General features: G+C 72.3%; 12 protein-coding genes. 1 reads left to right on the top strand and 11 read right to left on the bottom strand.

Annotated features, from left to right (window positions below; all coding sequences use genetic code 11):
* Positions 1–61: 61 nt before the first annotated feature.
* From AC1DZC_RS06465 to AC1DZC_RS06415, 11 genes are all read right to left on the bottom strand, one after another.
* Positions 62–1,339, bottom strand: coding sequence for an ROK family protein (locus tag AC1DZC_RS06465; protein WP_477042641.1), 1,278 nt, complete (start codon positions 1,337–1,339; stop codon positions 62–64).
* Between the two features lie 166 nt (positions 1,340–1,505).
* Positions 1,506–2,375, bottom strand: a complete 870-nt coding sequence (locus AC1DZC_RS06460; RefSeq protein WP_477042640.1) for a sugar phosphate isomerase/epimerase family protein — start codon at positions 2,373–2,375, stop codon at positions 1,506–1,508.
* 267 nt (positions 2,376–2,642) lie between these two features.
* Entirely contained in the window at positions 2,643–3,773 is a 1,131-nt protein-coding gene (locus AC1DZC_RS06455; RefSeq protein WP_477042639.1) for a DNA polymerase ligase N-terminal domain-containing protein, read from the bottom strand.
* Between the two features lie 155 nt (positions 3,774–3,928).
* Positions 3,929–5,800 carry a phosphoenolpyruvate carboxykinase (GTP) gene (locus AC1DZC_RS06450; protein WP_477040108.1) on the bottom strand — a complete coding sequence of 624 codons (1,872 nt, stop codon included), beginning with the start codon at positions 5,798–5,800 and terminating at the stop codon, positions 3,929–3,931.
* Between the two features lie 186 nt (positions 5,801–5,986).
* Complete coding sequence (locus AC1DZC_RS06445) at positions 5,987–6,757, bottom strand: HpcH/HpaI aldolase family protein (protein ID WP_477040107.1); 771 nt, start codon at positions 6,755–6,757, stop codon at positions 5,987–5,989.
* Complete coding sequence (locus tag AC1DZC_RS06440) at positions 6,742–7,521, bottom strand: 2-keto-4-pentenoate hydratase (RefSeq protein ID WP_477042638.1); 780 nt, start codon at positions 7,519–7,521, stop codon at positions 6,742–6,744. The genes AC1DZC_RS06445 and AC1DZC_RS06440 overlap by 16 nt, the downstream gene beginning before the upstream one ends.
* A gap of 11 nt (positions 7,522–7,532) precedes the next feature.
* A complete protein-coding gene (hpaD, locus tag AC1DZC_RS06435) occupies positions 7,533–8,681 on the bottom strand; it encodes a 3,4-dihydroxyphenylacetate 2,3-dioxygenase (RefSeq protein ID WP_477042837.1) in 1,149 nt (382 codons plus the stop codon).
* A 13-nt stretch (positions 8,682–8,694) separates the two neighbouring features.
* Complete coding sequence (hpaE, locus tag AC1DZC_RS06430) at positions 8,695–10,194, bottom strand: 5-carboxymethyl-2-hydroxymuconate semialdehyde dehydrogenase (protein WP_477042637.1); 1,500 nt, start codon at positions 10,192–10,194, stop codon at positions 8,695–8,697.
* A complete protein-coding gene (locus AC1DZC_RS06425; protein ID WP_477042636.1) occupies positions 10,187–10,870 on the bottom strand; it encodes a GntR family transcriptional regulator in 684 nt (227 codons plus the stop codon). Before AC1DZC_RS06425 ends, hpaE begins: the two co-directional genes overlap by 8 nt.
* Positions 10,867–12,348: a fumarylacetoacetate hydrolase family protein gene (locus AC1DZC_RS06420; RefSeq protein WP_477042635.1), complete on the bottom strand. Its 1,482-nt coding sequence runs from the start codon at positions 12,346–12,348 to the stop codon at positions 10,867–10,869. Before AC1DZC_RS06420 ends, AC1DZC_RS06425 begins: the two co-directional genes overlap by 4 nt.
* 42 nt (positions 12,349–12,390) lie before the next feature.
* The gene (locus AC1DZC_RS06415) at positions 12,391–14,037 is read right to left on the bottom strand and encodes a thiamine pyrophosphate-binding protein (protein WP_477042634.1); all 1,647 of its coding nucleotides are present in this window, start codon (positions 14,035–14,037) and stop codon (positions 12,391–12,393) included.
* A 104-nt stretch (positions 14,038–14,141) separates the two neighbouring features.
* Here AC1DZC_RS06415 and AC1DZC_RS06410 point away from each other — a divergent pair, with 104 nt between their 5' ends.
* Positions 14,142–16,037, top strand: a complete 1,896-nt coding sequence (locus AC1DZC_RS06410) for an FAD-binding monooxygenase (protein ID WP_477042633.1) — start codon at positions 14,142–14,144, stop codon at positions 16,035–16,037.
* Positions 16,038–16,040 lie beyond the last annotated feature (3 nt).

The raw sequence follows: 16,040 nt of genomic DNA, 5'->3' as shown, positions 1-16,040 counted from the left end.
GCAAGGGCCGGCACATGGTCTCCAGGGCGGCGAGCGTACTTTGCGCGCAGGGTCGTCGACGTCAGCACAGGTCGGGCCCTGGGCGGCCGGCACCGACCCATCGTTCGAGCGCGCTCGGGGCGAACACCTCGTCGATCACCGTGAACGCGACGCCGGTGATGCCGACGACGTCGCTGTCGAGCGAGCGAGCGATGACGAGGTCGCGCGTCGCGAGGGGCAGCGATCGCTCGTAGATCGCCTGCCGGACGGCCGCGAGGAGGAGGTCTCCCGACTCGGCGACGTGCCCGCCGAGGATGATGAGCGCAGGGTTGAGCGTGTTGATCAGCGACGCGAGCATCTCGCCCACCCGACGCCCCGCGGTCCGCAGGAGCTCGGCGGTCGTGCGGTCGCCGTGCTCGGCCGCTTCGGTGAGGTGCCGGACCGTGAGGGTGCCGTCCCGGTCGAGCAGGCCGGCAAGGATCGGGCTCGTGCCGTCCTGGGCCGCGCCACGCGCCTGGGCGACGAGTGCCGCGCCGCCCGCGACCGCCTCGAGGCAGTCGGTGCGCCCGCACCGGCACGGCACGCCGAGCTGCTCGCGTACCGCGATGTGACCGACGTCGCCGGCGACTCCCTGGGCTCCCCGGTGCAGGCCGCCGCGGGACACGACCCCGGCGCCGATGCCGGTGCCGATCTTGACGTACACCACGTCGCTGCGGCCGCGCGCGACGCCCGTGCGGAGCTCGCCGAGCGCCATGGCGTTCACGTCGTTGTCGACCCACACGGGCACGGGCCACGTGCGCTGGACGTGCTCGCGGATCGGGTAGTCGTCCCAGCCCGGCATGATCGGTGGGGACACGGGACGCGCGGTCGAGAACTCCACCGGACCGGGCACACCGAGACCCACGCCCCACACCCGCGCCTCGGGCTGGTCGACGGACACGGCGTCGAGCAGCTCGCGCCACAGCTCCAGGACGAGGTCGAGGGCRGGTACCGGTCCGTCGGCGATGCTGTGCGTCCGGTAGGTCTGCGTCAGCACCTGCCCGGAGAGGTCGGCGAGCCCGGCGCTCACGCCCGTCGCGCCGAAGGCCGCGACCAGGACGAGTCCGGTCTCCGGCTCGAACCGCAGCCGGCGAGGTGCGCGCCCACCGGTCGACGGGCCCAGGGCGCCCTCGGACAGGAGTCCGAGCTCGATCAGCTCGGCGACGCGCTGGGCGACGACCTTGCGCCCGAGCCCCGTCAGGTGCTCGACCTCGGACCGGGTGGTGGCGCTGCCGCTGCGCACGAGGTCGAGCACGGCGGACAGCGACGTGATGCGGGGGTCGAGCACGGACCGCGACGGCGCGGAGGGCGACGGGTTCATGGCTACCACCGGGACATCATGGCCGACGAGGGATCGCCGCATGGCTGGTTCGGTGCGTGAGGTGTCGAACCATGCACATCTGCGCCCGATCGGCGGGCAGTGCGCGAAGGCGGGTCCGCCTCGACGAGGACGGACCCACCTTCGTGCAGCGATCGAGCAGGGAAGGTCAGAACCTGACGGTCTGGAGGTACTCGAGACCTGCGAGGCTCGGACCGAACGGGTCGTAGGTCGGGTCCGTGAACGGCGGGTCGCGCTCGATGACGTAGTACTTGATGCCCTTCCCAGCCGCCGCGAAGATGCTCGGGAAGTCGATCGTGCCCTGGCCCACGGTGGTGATCGACCCGTCAGCAGCCATGTCCTTCACGTGGAACAGCTTGATCCGGTCGCCGTACTTGTGAATGACCGTGATCGGGTCGACGCCGGCCTTGGTGACCCAGTAGAGGTCGAGCTCGAAGACGACGTTCTTCGACCGGGTGTACTTCTGCAGCAGGTCGTAGCCTGTCGTGCCCTCGACCGGCGCGAACTCCCAGTCGTGCGAGTGGACCATGTACCGCAGTCCCTGCTTGCGGGCCAGCTCGCCGAAGTGGTCGATCTTCTTCGCGAACGCGATCCACTCCGCGGCCGTCGTGAACGTCCTCGGGTCGGCCCCGGCTCCGACGTACGGCGAGCCGATCTCCTTCGCGATCGCCACCTTGGCGTTCCACTCGTCGTCCGTGGTGTCCATGGTGATCGACGTGTGCAGCCCCGACGCCTTGAGGCCGTACTTGTCCAGCAGCGCCCGGTACTGGGCCGCACCCAGACCCTGGAAGCTCGTGTAGTCGACCGGTTCGACGTTGCGGTAGCCCGCCGCGGACAGCCGGCTCAGCACCTCCTCCTGGCGGGCCTGCGCCTCGGGCGACGCGTCGAACCCGATGTAGGCGAAGAAGTTGAAGAGCTGGACGCTGATCTCGTGGTCGGAGATCGACTTCCCGTGCTTCTGTGGTTCATGACCGCCGCCCGGGCCTGCGGACGCGGCCCCGGCGAAGCCGAGAGTCATCGCTACCGCCGTGGCCGCGACCACGGCCAGTCGTCCTGCAGTGGACCTCTTTATCCATCGCAACGCCATCACTCCTTCGATCGGAGCCACCCTTGGCTCCTCGGTGCGGACTCAGACAGGTTCTGCGCGTTGCGCGCATAAGTCAAGCCTTGACGCACGGAAGTTTGTCTGATCTGCCGGAGATCTCCGCCGTTCCGCGGGGCAGATCGACGCGCAACCGAACCAGTGGCCCGTGGCGGGTGGGCGCACCTGACGCGTCCGGCGTGTTCAGGCGTCGTGCGTGACCGCGATCCAGTCGGGCGAGCGGCTGCCGGGACGATAGGGCGCCGACCGCCGCTTGGCGACGACGCCCGCGAGCCGGTTCGCCCGGCTCGCGGCCAGGACGTCCGACCCTGGGCCGTCGAACGACGGGGGAGTCTGCCAGAACGCGCCCGTGAGGGCGAGGCCCTCGAGCAGGCTGCGGCGCTCGTCGTAGGAGAGCGCGACCGTCGACGTCCCGTCGAGGTGGAGCACGTCGAACACGAGATAGACCACGGGCACGGTGCGGGCCAGCCGTCGGGCCGCCGGCGCGTCCGTCACCTGCACGCGCTGCTGGAGCAGGCCGTCGTCCGGGGCGCCGCCGGAGTCGAAGGCCACGAGCTCCCCGTCGAGCACCACGGGCGTCGAGCCGACCTGCAGGCCCATCGCGGCGATCTCGGGGTAGGAACGCGTGATGTCCTGGTCGTCGCGGGACATGAGCCGCACGCGGCCGCCGTCGACGTACGCGACCGCGCGCACGCCGTCCCACGTCATCTCGTACGCCCAGTCCTCGTCGTCGGTGGGCAGCCCGCCCGCGGACGCGAGCATCGGCCGGACGAGGTCCGGCAGAGGCTGCCAGTCCGGCCGCGTCGGCGGGTCCATGCGGTGCACCATCCAGCTCTTGCCGTCGTCCGGGGCGCCGGCCGGCCGGCCCTTCGGGCGGGTGGCGAACAGCACGTACCGACCCTGGACGCGCTCGCCGTGCAGCACCACCTGCACCTCGCGGTCGGACCACTTCACCAGGTCGTACGTGCCGTGATCCCAGACGGTGACCTGACCGCCGCCGTACTCGCCCTCTCCGATCCGGCCCTCGAACGTCGCGTACTCGAGCGGGTGGTCCTCGGTGTGGACCGCCAGGTGGTTGGTCATCTGGTCCTGCGGCAACCCCTTGGGCACCGCCCAGGACACGAGCACCCCGTCGCGCTCGAGACGGAAGTCCCAGTGCAGCGCGCGGGCGTGGTGCTCCTGGATGACGAACGACCGGCCGTCACCCGGCGGCGGTCCCTCGCCCGGCGCCGGCACGGGCTCGGGTGTGCGCGCCGGGTCCCGCTTCGCGCGGTACTCGGCGAGCCGCTCGCCGTCGTCGCTCCGATCGGGCACGACCCGAGTCTCCCGCCGTCGGGCCCGGACGGCGAGGGGATCGACGGCGGCGAGAGGGTCTGGTCGACGGCGCCCGCGGACCGTGCGACGACGGACGCGGCGTCAGTCATCCGTCCCCGCTTCGCCAGTGCCTGAGAGGAAGGCCCCGACCCCGGTCAGCGGGTGAGCTGATCCCGCAGCCGGGCGAGCCGGTCCCGCAGGGCCGACGGCACCCGGTCGCCGAAGATCGCGAAGAACTCCTCGGTCAGGTCGGCCTCGAGAGCCCAGGAGTCGGGGTCGATCGCGAACAGCTGGTCCAGCGCCCCCTCGTCGAGGTCGAGTCCCCGCGTGTCGAGGGCCCCGGGCGCGGGCAGCAGGCCCACCGGACTCGGCACGGCGCCCACGTCCGTGCGCAGGCCGCGCGCGCGGTCGACCTGCTCGACCATCCAGGCGAGCACGCGCGAGTTCTCGCCGAACCCGGGCCACAGGAACCGGCCGTCGTCGTCCTTGCGGAACCAGTTGACCTGGAAGACGAGCGGGCGGTGCGAGGCGTCGAGGGAGGCCCCGACGCGCAGCCAGTGCGCCCAGTGGTCGGCCATGTCGTAGCCGCAGAACGGCATCATCGCGAACGGGTCGCGACGCAGCTCGCCGACGACGCCCTCGGCCGCGGCCGTGCGCTCCGACGAGATCGTCGCGCCCATGAACACGCCGTGCTCCCAGCTCTCCGCCTGGGCGACGAGCGGGACGTTGGTCGCCCTGCGGCCGCCGAACACGATCGCGTCGAGAGCCACGCCCTCGGGCGCGTCCCAGCCGTCGGCGATCGTCGGGCACTGGTCGGCCGCGACCGTGAACCGGGAGTTGGGGTGAGCGGCCGGGCGGTCGGCGTCCGGGGTCCAGGCGCGACCGGTCCAGTCCACGAGGTGCGGGGGAGCCTCCTGCGTCAGCCCTTCCCACCACACGTCGCCCTCGGGCGTCAGCGCCACGTTGGTGAAGATCGTGTCGCGGCGCAGCGTCTCGATCGCCGCGGGGTTCGTCGTCGGACTCGTGCCCGGCGCGACCCCGAAGAAGCCCGCCTCCGGGTTGATCGCCCGCAGCGAGCCGTCCGGGCCGGGGCGCAGCCAGGCGATGTCGTCGCCGATCGTCTCGACGCGCCAGCCCGGCAGCGTGGGGACGAGCATCGCCAGGTTCGTCTTGCCGCAGGCCGAGGGGAACGCGGCGGCCACGTGGTAGCGGCGACCCTGTGGCGAGGTGAGCCGGACCAGGAGCATGTGCTCCGCCAGCCAGCCCTCGTCGCGGCCCATCACCGAGGCGATGCGCAGCGCGAAGCACTTCTTGCCCAGCAGCGCGTTCCCGCCGTAGCCCGAGCCGTACGACCAGATCTCGCGGGTCTCGGGGAAGTGGGCGATGTACTTCGTCGGGTTGCACGGCCACGGCACGTCTCGCTCGCCGTCCTGCAGGGGAGAGCCGAGGGAGTGCACGGCGGGCACGAACGGCGCGCCCGCCTCGACCAGGTCGAGCACCGCGCGCCCGACGCGGGTCATCACGTGCATGCTCACGACGACGTACGGGGAGTCGGTGACCTGGACGCCTACCTGGGACAGCGGTCCGCCCACCGGGCCCATCGAGAAGGGCACGACGTACATCGTGCGGCCGCGCATGCTCCCGGCGAACACCGTGTCGAGCTCCGCGCGCATGGCGGACGGCTCGCGCCAGTTGTTGGTCGGCCCCGCGTCGGCCTCGTCGGCCGGGCAGATGAACGTCCTCCCCTCGACCCGCGCGACGTCGTCGGGGTCGGAGCGCGCAAGGTAGCTGCCCGGGCGCAGGTCGGGGTCGAGCGGCAGGAGCGTCCCGGTGCGCACCATCTGCTCGACGAGCGCCCGGCGTTCACCGTCGGAACCGTCGCACCACACCACGGCGTCCGGCTCGGTCAGCTCGGCGACGGCCTCGACCCACGCGTGCACGTCGCCCCTGACGGCCGCCGCCGTGACGTCCGCGAGGGAGGTCACGTGACTGCGAGCAACGACGGGGGACTCGGACAGCAAGGTCATCTCGGTGTCTCCTTCGGCGGACCTCCGGTGGTCCGCGCTCTGCGATATCACCATCGTTTCGTCACACCGAGTCGATCTGAGGCCCTCGCGCGGCGTCAAGAATCAAGGAATTTGACCGAGAGTCAGATTCGACGCGGTCTCGACGGGTCCCCGGCTCGCGATGAGCCGTCGACGGGCGCCATCGGGTCAGCTGAGCCGAGCGGCGAGCTCCTCGGAGCCCCGTGCCAGGAGCGTCACGTCGGCGCCAAGGAGCACGAACGACGCGCCGGCATCGACGTACGAGCGCGCCAGGGCCGGGTCGAACGCGTTGACACCGACCGGCTTGCCCGCCCCGCGCACGGCCTCGAACGCCCGGTGCACGGCGGCGACGACGTCCGGGTGGCCCTGCTCGCCGAGCAGCCCCATCGAGGCGGCGAGGTCCGACGGCCCGACGAAGACGCCGTCGACGCCGTCGACCGCCGCGATCGCGTCGGCAGCGTCCACGCCCTCGGCGGTCTCGATCTGCACGAACAGCGACACGTGGTCGTCGGCGTGCTCCAGGTACCCGTCGACGCGGTTCCACCGGGCCGAGCGCGCGAGCGCGGAGCCGACGCCACGGCGTCCGCGGGGCGGGTAGCGGACGGCCTCGACAGCGGCCCGCGCCGACTCCGCCGACGACACCATGGGCACGAGGAGGTTCTGCGCCCCGAGGTCGAGCACCTGCTGGATGAGGACGGCGTCGCCGGTCGACACCCGCACGACCGGGGTCACGGGGTAGTCGGCGACGGCCTGGAGCTGCGCGAGCACGGACTCCAGCCCGTTGGGCGAGTGCTCCATGTCGACGAGCAGCCAGTCCAGCCCGGAGCCGGCACAGATCTCCGCGACCAGGGGGCTGCCCGTGCACACCCACATGCCGGCCAGCGGCCGGTCGGCCGCCGCGAGGGCGTCGCGGAACGTCGGCGTCAGTCGAAGCGGCATGTGATCGTCCCCAGGTCGCGGTAGTCGGCCAGCACGGTGTCGCCCGGGTGCACCCACATCGGACGGGTGAACGAGCCCGCGAGCACGAGCTCGCCGGCCTCGAGACGGTCGCCGTGCTGGGCCAGCTTGTTCGCCAGCCAGACGACGCCCCTGGCGGGATGGTCGAGCACGGCACCCGCGACGCCGGACTCCTCGACCTCCCCGTTCCGGTACAGCAGCGCGGCGACCCAGCGCAGGTCGACGTCGCCGGGCGCGACGTGGGTGGTGCCGAGGACCATCGCTCCCATCGCCGCGTTGTCGCTGATGGTGTCGACGATCGTGCGTCCCTCCAGCTCGATGCGGGACGACAGGATCTCGAGGGCGGGCACCACGTACTCGGTGGCCCGCAGGACGTCGTCGAGGGTCGCGTCCCTGTCGACGGGCTCGGCCAGCCGGAACGCCAGCTCGACCTCGATGCGGACGTTCGAGAACCGGGCGTGCTCGACGACCGAACCGCTCTCGACGACCATGTCGTCGAAGATGGCCCCGTAGTCCGGCTCGTCGATGCCGGTCGCCACCTGCATGACCTTCGACGTCAGGCCGATCTTGTGGCCGACGGGCCGCCGACCGGCGGACACCGCCCGGCGCCGCCACTCGCCCTGGACCGCGTACGCGTCCTCGACGGTCATGCCGGGGTGGCGGGCGGTCAGCAGCGGCACCGTGGCGCGGTCGCGCTCCGCGACGGCGAGCTCGTCGGCGATCGCCGTGATGGTGCCGGAGGGCAACGACCACCCGGTCACAGCTGGTGACCCAGCTTGTACTCGCCCTGCTTCCAGCTCGGAAGCTCGTCGGGAGCGTCGCCCTTGCGGGTGTACGAGAAGCCGTCCGCGCCGATCGTCACCTCCATCTCGCTGGTGTCCGTGCGCGCGACGACCGGCTGCGGGACACCGTCGAGGTCGAGCACCAGGGACGCCTCGGTGTACCAGGACGGGACGACGGGGTTGCCCCACCAGTCCCGGCGCTGGTTGTCGTGGACGTCCCAGGTGACCACCGGGTTGTCCGGGTCGCCCGTGTAGTAGTCCTGGGTGTAGATCTCGAAGCGGTGCCCGTCGGGGTCGCGCAGGTAGAGGTAGAACGCGTTGGACACCCCGTGGCGACCGGGACCCCGCTCGATCCGGTCCGACATCCGCAGCGCACCGAGCTTGTCGCAGATCGCCAGGATGTTGTGCTTCTCGTGGGTCGCGAAGGCGACGTGGTGCAGGCGCGGGCCGTTCCCGCCGGTCATCGCGGTGTCGTGGACGGTCGGCTTGCGACGCATCCAGGCCGCGTAGGTGGTGCCGGCCTCGTCCTGGATGTCCTCGGTCACCCGGAACCCGAGGTCCTCCATGTACGCCACGGCGCGCGGCACGTCGGGGGTCACCTGGTTGAAGTGGTCGAGGCGCACCAGGGTGCCCGGCGTGTAGAGGTCGTAGCGCCACGCGAGCCGCTCGACGTGCTGGACGTCGTGGAAGAACTCGTAGGGGAACCCCAGCGGGTCCTGCACGCGCACCGAGTCTCCGATGCCCTTCACGAAGCCCTCCGGCCGCCGCTCGACCCGGCACCCGAGCTCGCCGTAGAACGCGACCGCCTTGTCGAGGTCCTCGGGGGAGCGGACGCGGAACGAGAGCGCGGCGACCGCCGCGACGGGCCCCGCGCGCAGGACGAGGTTGTGGTGGATGAACTCCTCGAAGCTGCGCAGGTAGACGCACTCGTCGTCCTCCTCGGTCACGACCAGACCGAGGACGTCCACGTAGAAGCTGCGCGACGCCGCGAGGTCGGTGACGACGAGCTCCATCGAGGCGGCGCGCAGGATGTCGGGTGGCGGCGACGACGGCGTCGGGATGGGGTCGGCGGTCCGGATCGGGTCGTCGGCGGTCACGACGGGCTCGGTCCCGTCCGGGGTGATCGGGGTGCTCACGTCAGCGTCCTTTGCCGAAGGTCGGGTGGTGCGGCTCGCCCAGCGTCACGTGCACGGCCTGCTGGTGGGTGTAGAAGTCGATCGAGCGGTAGCCGCCCTCGTGGCCGAGCCCGGAGGCCTTGACCCCGCCGAACGGGGTCCGCAGGTCGCGGACGTTGTTGCTGTTGAGCCAGACCATCCCCGACTCGACCGCCTGGGCGAAGGTGTGCGCGCGGCGCAGGTCGTTCGTCCACACGTACGCCGCGAGCCCGTACCTCACGCCGTTGGCCAGCGCGAGCGCCTCCTCCTCGGTGTCGAACGGCGTGATGGCGACGACGGGGCCGAAGATCTCCTCCTGGAAGATCCGCGCGTCGGCCGGGACGTCGGCGAAGACCGTCGGCGCCACGTAGTTGCCGGTCGGGAATCCGTCGGGCCGACCGCCGCCGGCGACCAGACGCCCCTCGGCCCGGCCGATCTCGATGTAGCCCATGACCTTCTCGTAGTGCTCCGGGTGCACGAGGGCGCCGACCTCGGTGCTCGCCTCGTGCGGGGGACCGACGACGACGCGCTTGGCCTGGGCCGCGTAGCGCTCGACGAACTCGTCGTAGATCTCGCGCTGGACCAGGATCCGGCTGCCCGCCGTGCACCGCTCGCCGTTGAGCGAGAACACCCCGAAGATCGTCGCGTCGATCGCAGCCTCGAGGTCCGCGTCGGCGAAGACGACGGCGGGGGACTTGCCCCCGAGCTCCATCGAGAGGCCCTTGAGGTGCGGTGCCGCGTTGGCGAAGATGAGCTGCCCGGTCCGGCTCTCGCCCGTGAACGAGATGAGCGGGACGTCGGGGTGCTTGACCAGGGCGTCGCCCGCCTCCTCCCCGAGTCCGTGCACGAGGTTGAACACGCCCGTCGGCACGCCCGCCTCCTCGAAGATCCCGGCCCACAGCGACGCCGACAGCGGCGTGAACTCCGCAGGCTTGAGGACGACCGTGTTGCCGGTCGCCAGCGCGGGTCCGAGCTTCCACGACTCGAGCATGAACGGCGTGTTCCAGGGCGTGATGAGGCCGGCGACGCCGATCGGCTTGCGGTTGACGTAGTTGAGCTGTCGCCCGGGCACCTTGAACGCGTCGTCGGACTGGGCCACGACGAGGTCGGCGAAGAACCGGAAGTTCTCCGCGGCCCGCCGTGCCTGGCCGAGCGCCTGGGTGATCGGCAGGCCGGAGTCGAAGCTCTCGAGCTCGGCCAGCCGGGCGTCGCGCGACTCGACGATGTCCGCGATCCGGTGCAGGACGCGCGAGCGCTCGCGGGGCAGCATCCGCGGCCAGGGACCGTTCTCGAACGCGTGCCGAGCCGCCGCGACGGCCCGGTCGACGTCCGCGGCCTGACCCGCAGCGGCGTGCAGGTACGTCTCGTTCGACACCGGGTCGAGCACCCCGAACGTCCCGCCGTCCGCGGAGTCGGCGTGCTCGCCGCCGATGTAGTGCTGGAGGCGCGAGGGGAGGTCGGCGGGCAGGTGGGTCTCAGCCATGGGTGGCCTCTTCCAGTGCGGTCGTCACGTCAGGGTGCTCGTGGCTCAGGTACGCGGCGAGCGTGGCCGAGCGGTGCCGGCGGGCGGCACGCTCGATGTCGGCCAGCGGTGCGCCGGTCTCGATGAGGTCGACGATGGTCTCGTGCTCGCGCACCGACTCCTGCGCGCGGCCGGGCACGAAGCTGAACGTCGAGTCGCGCAGGTGGCCCAGCCGCACCCACTCGGCCTCGACGAGCGCGAGCATGCGCGGGTTCGGGCAGGCGGCGAAGAGCACCGAGTGGAACCGCTGGTTCAGCGAGGTGAAGAGCCGCGGGTCGAAGTCGTCGAGCGACTCGACCAGCCGGCGGTTGAGCTCGCGCGCGTGCCGCAGGTCGTCGGTGGTCAGGCGTCGGGCGGCGAGCGCGGTGGCCGATCCCTCGAGGATGGCGAGGGTCTCCATGCTGTGCCGGTACTGGGTGTCGTCGATCATCGACACCCGCGCCCCGACGTTCCGCTCGTACGTCACCAGGCCCTCCGCCTCGAGCCGACGGATCGCCTCGCGTACCGGCACGACGCTCATGTCGAGCTCGTCGGCGATCGAGCCGAGGACGAGCCGGTAGCCCGGCGCCAGCTCCTGGCGGGAGATCCGCTCCTTGAGCCAGAGGTAGGCCCGCTGCGACTTGCTCCGTTCGCTCACCGGTCGCGCCTCCGTGCGTCGAACCGCGCCTTCCACTGTGCGTTCATGGGGAAGAGGCCGTCGACCGGGTGACCGGCGGCGACCTGCTCGGCGATCCAGCCGTCCTCCTCCTCCTGGGCGAGGGTCGCGTCCACGACCTCCTCGACGAGGGCCGGGGGGATGACGACGACGCCGTCCCGGTCGCCGACCACGACGTCGCCCGGCTCGACGGTCGTCCCGCCGCAGGCGACCGCGACGTCGACGTCCCACGGCACGTGCCGACGACCGAGCACCGCGGGGTGCGGGCCGGCCGAGTAGACGGGGATGCCGACGGCGGCGACCGCGTCGACGTCGCGCACGCCACCGTCGGTGACGATGCCGGCGGCGCCGCGCACGTGGGCGCGCAGCGCGAGGATGTCGCCGAACGTCCCGGACCCGGTCTCGCCCCGCGCCTCGATGACGATCACCTCGCCCTCGTCGACGGCGTCGAAGGCGCGCTTCTGGGCGTTCTGCCCGCCGCCGTGGGTGGCGAAGAGATCCTCGCGGGCGGGCACGAACCGCAGGGTGCGTGCCGTGCCGACGAGCTTGGCTCCGGGGTGCATCGGATGCACCCCGTCGATCGTGACGGCGTTCAGACCCCGCTTGCGCAGCTGTGCGCTGAGCCCGGCGACCGGCGCCCGCACCAGCTTCTCGCGCAGCTCCGGCGTGAGGCGGACGCGGACGGGCTCGGACGTCCCCGCTCCCCACGCCTCGGCGCGCTGCACGTCGTCGACGGCGGGCAACGACCCGAGCGCGCCGTCGAACGGGTGCGCGCCCTGCGTGACGGTCGTGACGAGTCGGCCCGAGGTCGGCGCCCCAGCCGCGTCCGGCGCGTCCACCTCGACCTCGACCACGTCGCCGGGGACGACCACCGAGGAGCCCGCCGGGGTGCCCGTCAGGATGATGTCGCCGGGCTCGAGCGTCAGGTGCTGCGAGAGGTCGGCCACCAGCTGCTCGAGGGGGAACAGCAGGCCCGCGGTCGTGTCGTCCTGGCGCGGCTCGCCGTTGACCCACGTCCGCAGCCGCAGCGCACCGGGGTCGACGGCCCGGGCGTCCAGCAGTCCCGGGCCGACCGGGGTGAACCCGTCGCCGCCCTTGGACCGGACGTTCGAGCCCCGGTCGTTCGCGCGCAGGTCGTACAGCCCGAGGTCGTTCGCCGCCGTGACCCAGGCGACGTGGTCCCACGCGCGCTCGAGCGGGACGCGTCGTGCCGTGGTGCCGACGACGAGCGCGATCTCTCCCTCGAAGGCCAGCAGCTCGGTGCCGAGCGGACGTTCGACGGTGCCACCGGAGGCGGCCACGGAGCTCGACGGCTTGAAGAAGTACGACGGGTGGGTCGGGCGGCGGCCGCGCTGGTCGGCACGCGAGGCGTAGCTGAGGTGGATCGCGACGATCTTGCCCGGGCGGCCGGGAAGCGCGGAGAACCTGGCGTCCGCGCCGCCGTCGTTGTCGTGGGTCATGGCTCCCTCGTCTGGTGGTGAGAAGTCGGTCGTCCGCCGGCCTCAGCCGCTCGCCCGGGTGATCTCCTCCCAGAACGGTGCGACCACGGACCCGGAGATCCGCAGGTCCAGGAGCAGGAACGGGCGTTCGTCGGCCGGTCGGGCGCGCCACGTGGTGAGCGCCTCGAGGTCCTCCACCGACCGGACGGCCACGCCCTGGGCGCCGAGCGCGGTGGCCACGCCGGCGAAGTCGACGTCCGGGATGAGCATCGGCTCGCGCGCCAGACCCTTGCGACCGTAGAGGTGCATCTCCGCGCTGTACGCCCCGTCGTTCCACACGACCGCGATCCCGTGGCCGGCCGCGACCCGCACCGCCGACTCCAGGTCGGACAGGGCCATGAGCCCGCCCCCGTCCCCGGTCGTCAGCACCACCGTGGCCTCGGGCCGGGCGAGCGCCGCGCCCACCATGCTGGGGAAGCCGAGCCCGATCGCCTGGAAGGCGGTGCCGACCATCACCATCCGGTCCGGCGCGGTCACCGGCCAGTACATGTTCGACCAGCCCAGGAAGTGCCCGCCGTCCGAGACGACCACCCGGTCCTCGGGCAGCAGCTCCCCGAGGCGCGCCGCCGCGGTGCGGGGGTCGAGCCGGCCGTCCGGTGCGGTCCCGTCGCCGGGCTCGTGCCGGCGCGCGGCGGCCAGGTCGACGGACTCGCGCCATCCGCTGGGCTCGGCGCCGCCGAGCTGGTCGAGGATCGCCTCCGCGACGACCGTGGCGTCCCCGCGGACGTACCCACCCACGTGCGGGTGGGTCGCGGCGGGTGCGACGTCGACCTGGAAGACCCGGCACCCCGGCGCGAAGAGGTCCCCGAACCGCATCGTGAACTGGTTGAGCGAGGCGCCCACCACGAGCGCGACGTCGGCCTCGCGGACCAGCGCCATGGCCTCCTGTGCGCCGAACCCGCCGGAGACGCCGAGGTCGAACTCGGTCCGGGGGAAGACCCCGCGCCCCAGCGCCGTCGTGGTCGTCAGCGCGCCTGTGGCGTCGGCGATCGCGCCGAGGGCCTCGCCCGCACCGGCCGCCCAGGCACCGCGTCCCGCCAGGAGCAGCGGGCGCCGTGCAGCGGCGAGGGCGAGGGCGATCTCCCGCACGACTCCGCCGGCGAACTCCCCGCGCACGGCGAGCGGCGGGGGAAGGCGGGGGACCGGCCTCTCGGGCACCGGGCCGGTGTCCAGGGTCGCGACGTCGTAGGGGATCGCGAGCACCGTCGGCACCCGGTAGGTCAGCGCGTGCTCGACCGCGATGACGGTCGTGGCGGCGGCGTCGGTGCGGCCCACGGTGTACGTGCGGGCGCCGACGGCCGAGGCCATCGCGATCTGGTCGACGTCCCATGGGCGGGGCCCGGAGGTCGGCTCGTCGCCGACGACGAGGACGAGCGGCACGTGGGCCTGCACCGCCTCGGCGAGGGCGGTGAGCGTGTTGGTGAACCCGGCGCCGTAGGTCGTCGTCGCGGCGGCGAGCCGGCCGGAGGTCCGGTGGAACGCGTCGGCCGCGACGACGGCGCCGGCCTCGTGCCGCACGGGGACGAAGTCCGCGTCGGTCTGGCAGGTCAGGGCGTCGAGGAAGTAGGCGTTGCCGTTGCCCATCACCCCGAACACGTGGTCGACGTGCGCGGCCAGCGTGATCGCGACGTGCGCGGAAACCGTCGGCATCTGAGCAGGGCCTCCCGGACCAGGTCGACCGCAGCGGCATCGATGCGGTTCGAGGAGATAATATACGATCGGTTCCACCTCGACATCGGCGTCAGAGGAGTCGCATGCAGTTCCACGACCACGGTTACGTCTCCGGCGACCCGCGCGTCCAGCCCGCGGCCGGCGTCGGCCTCGACCGGCCCGACGAGCTTCCCGACGAGGTGGACGTCCTCGTCGTCGGCACCGGTCCGGCCGGAATGATCACAGCCGCGCAGCTGTCGCAGTTCCCGGGCATCACCACGCGGATCGTCGACCGGCGCGAGGGACGGCTGGCGATCGGCCAGGCGGACGGGATCCAGCCGCGCAGCGTCGAGACGTTCCAGGCCTTCGGGTTCGCCGGACGGATCGCCGAGGAGTCCTACCGGGTCATGGAGGTCTGCTTCTGGCACCCGGACCCGGACGACCCCACCCGGATCGTCCGCGGTGAGCGCACGCCCGACGACCCGTCCGGGATCAGCGAGTTCCCGCACCTCTATGTCAACCAGGCCCGCGTGCTCGACTACTTCGCCGAGTTCATGGCGAACGCCCCGACGCGGATGGCGCCCGACTACGGCTACGAGTTCCGTGACCTCGAGATCGCCGACGGCGGCGACCACCCGGTCACCGTGCACCTCGCGCGCACCTGCGGCCCGGACGTCGGGCAGGAGAAGGTCGTCCGCGCGAGGTACGTGGTCGGCGCCGACGGCGCGCACAGCGGCGTCCGGCGGTCCATCGGCTGCACGGCGGTGGGCGGCTCCGCGGCCCATGCCTGGGGCGTCATGGACGTCCTCGCCGTGACCGACTTCCCGGACATCCGCCGCAAGTGCGCGATCCAGTCCGGCTCCGGCGGCAGCATCCTGCTCATCCCGCGCGAGGGCGGGCAGCTGTTCCGGATGTACGTAGACCTCGGCGAGGCCCGGGCCGACAACCACGACGCGCTGCGCGGCACGACCGTCGAGCAGATCGTCGCCCACGCGAACGCGATCCTGAGCCCGTACTCGCTCGACGTGAAGAACGTCGCCTGGCACAGCGTCTACGAGGTCGGCCACCGGGTCACCGACCGGTTCGACGACGTCCCTCTCGACCAGATCGGCGTGCGCGCCCCGCGTGTGTTCATCGAGGGCGACGCCTGCCACACGCACAGTGCGAAGGCCGGCCAGGGCATGAACGTCTCGATGCAGGACGGCTTCAACCTCGGCTGGAAGCTCGGCTACGTCCTGTCCGGCCGCAGTCCGCAGAGCCTGTTGGCCACCTACTCGGCCGAGCGCCAGGTCATCGCGCAGAACCTCATCGACTTCGACAAGCAGTGGTCGTCGCTCATGGCGAAGAAGCCCGAGGAGTTCTCCGACCGGGCCGAGCTCGCGGACTTCTACGTGCAGACCACCGAGTTCCTCTTCGGGTTCATGACGCAGTACCCGCCGTCGATGCTCGTCGCCGAGCCCGCCCACCAGGACCTGGCCACCGGGTTCCCCGTCGGGAAGCGGTTCAAGTCCGCCCCGGTCGTGCGCGTCGCCGACTCCAACCCCCGGCACCTCGGGCACGAGCACCGCGCCGACGGCCGCTGGCGCGTCTACGCCTTCGCCGACGCGGACGCCTCCGCGCTGGCGACGTGGTCCGACTGGATGGCGGCCTCACCCGACTCCCCAGTGGTCGCGCACACGGGCGAGGGGGAGGAGGTCGACGCCGTCCTGGACCTCAAGGTGGTCTACCAGCAGCGGCACGACGCGGTCGACGTCGCGGAGGTGCCGGAGCTCTTCCGCCCGCGCACCGGGCCGTTCGGGCTGGTCGACCACGAGTTGGTGTTCGCGACCCACCCGGACGAGGACATCTTCGAGCTGCGGGGCATCGACCGCGCCGGCTGCGTCGTCGTCGTGCGGCCCGACCAGTACGTCGCGGCGGTCCTGCCGCTGCACGCCACGGACGAGCTCGCGGCGTTCTTCCGGCAGCACCTGCTCGTGCGGGACCGGCAGCCGGTCGCGTAGAGG

The organism is Cellulomonas sp. P2_B4, assembly GCF_056404795.1.
Note: the sequence above shows the minus strand (reverse complement) of the source record. Positions and strands in the feature narration are given on the sequence as shown.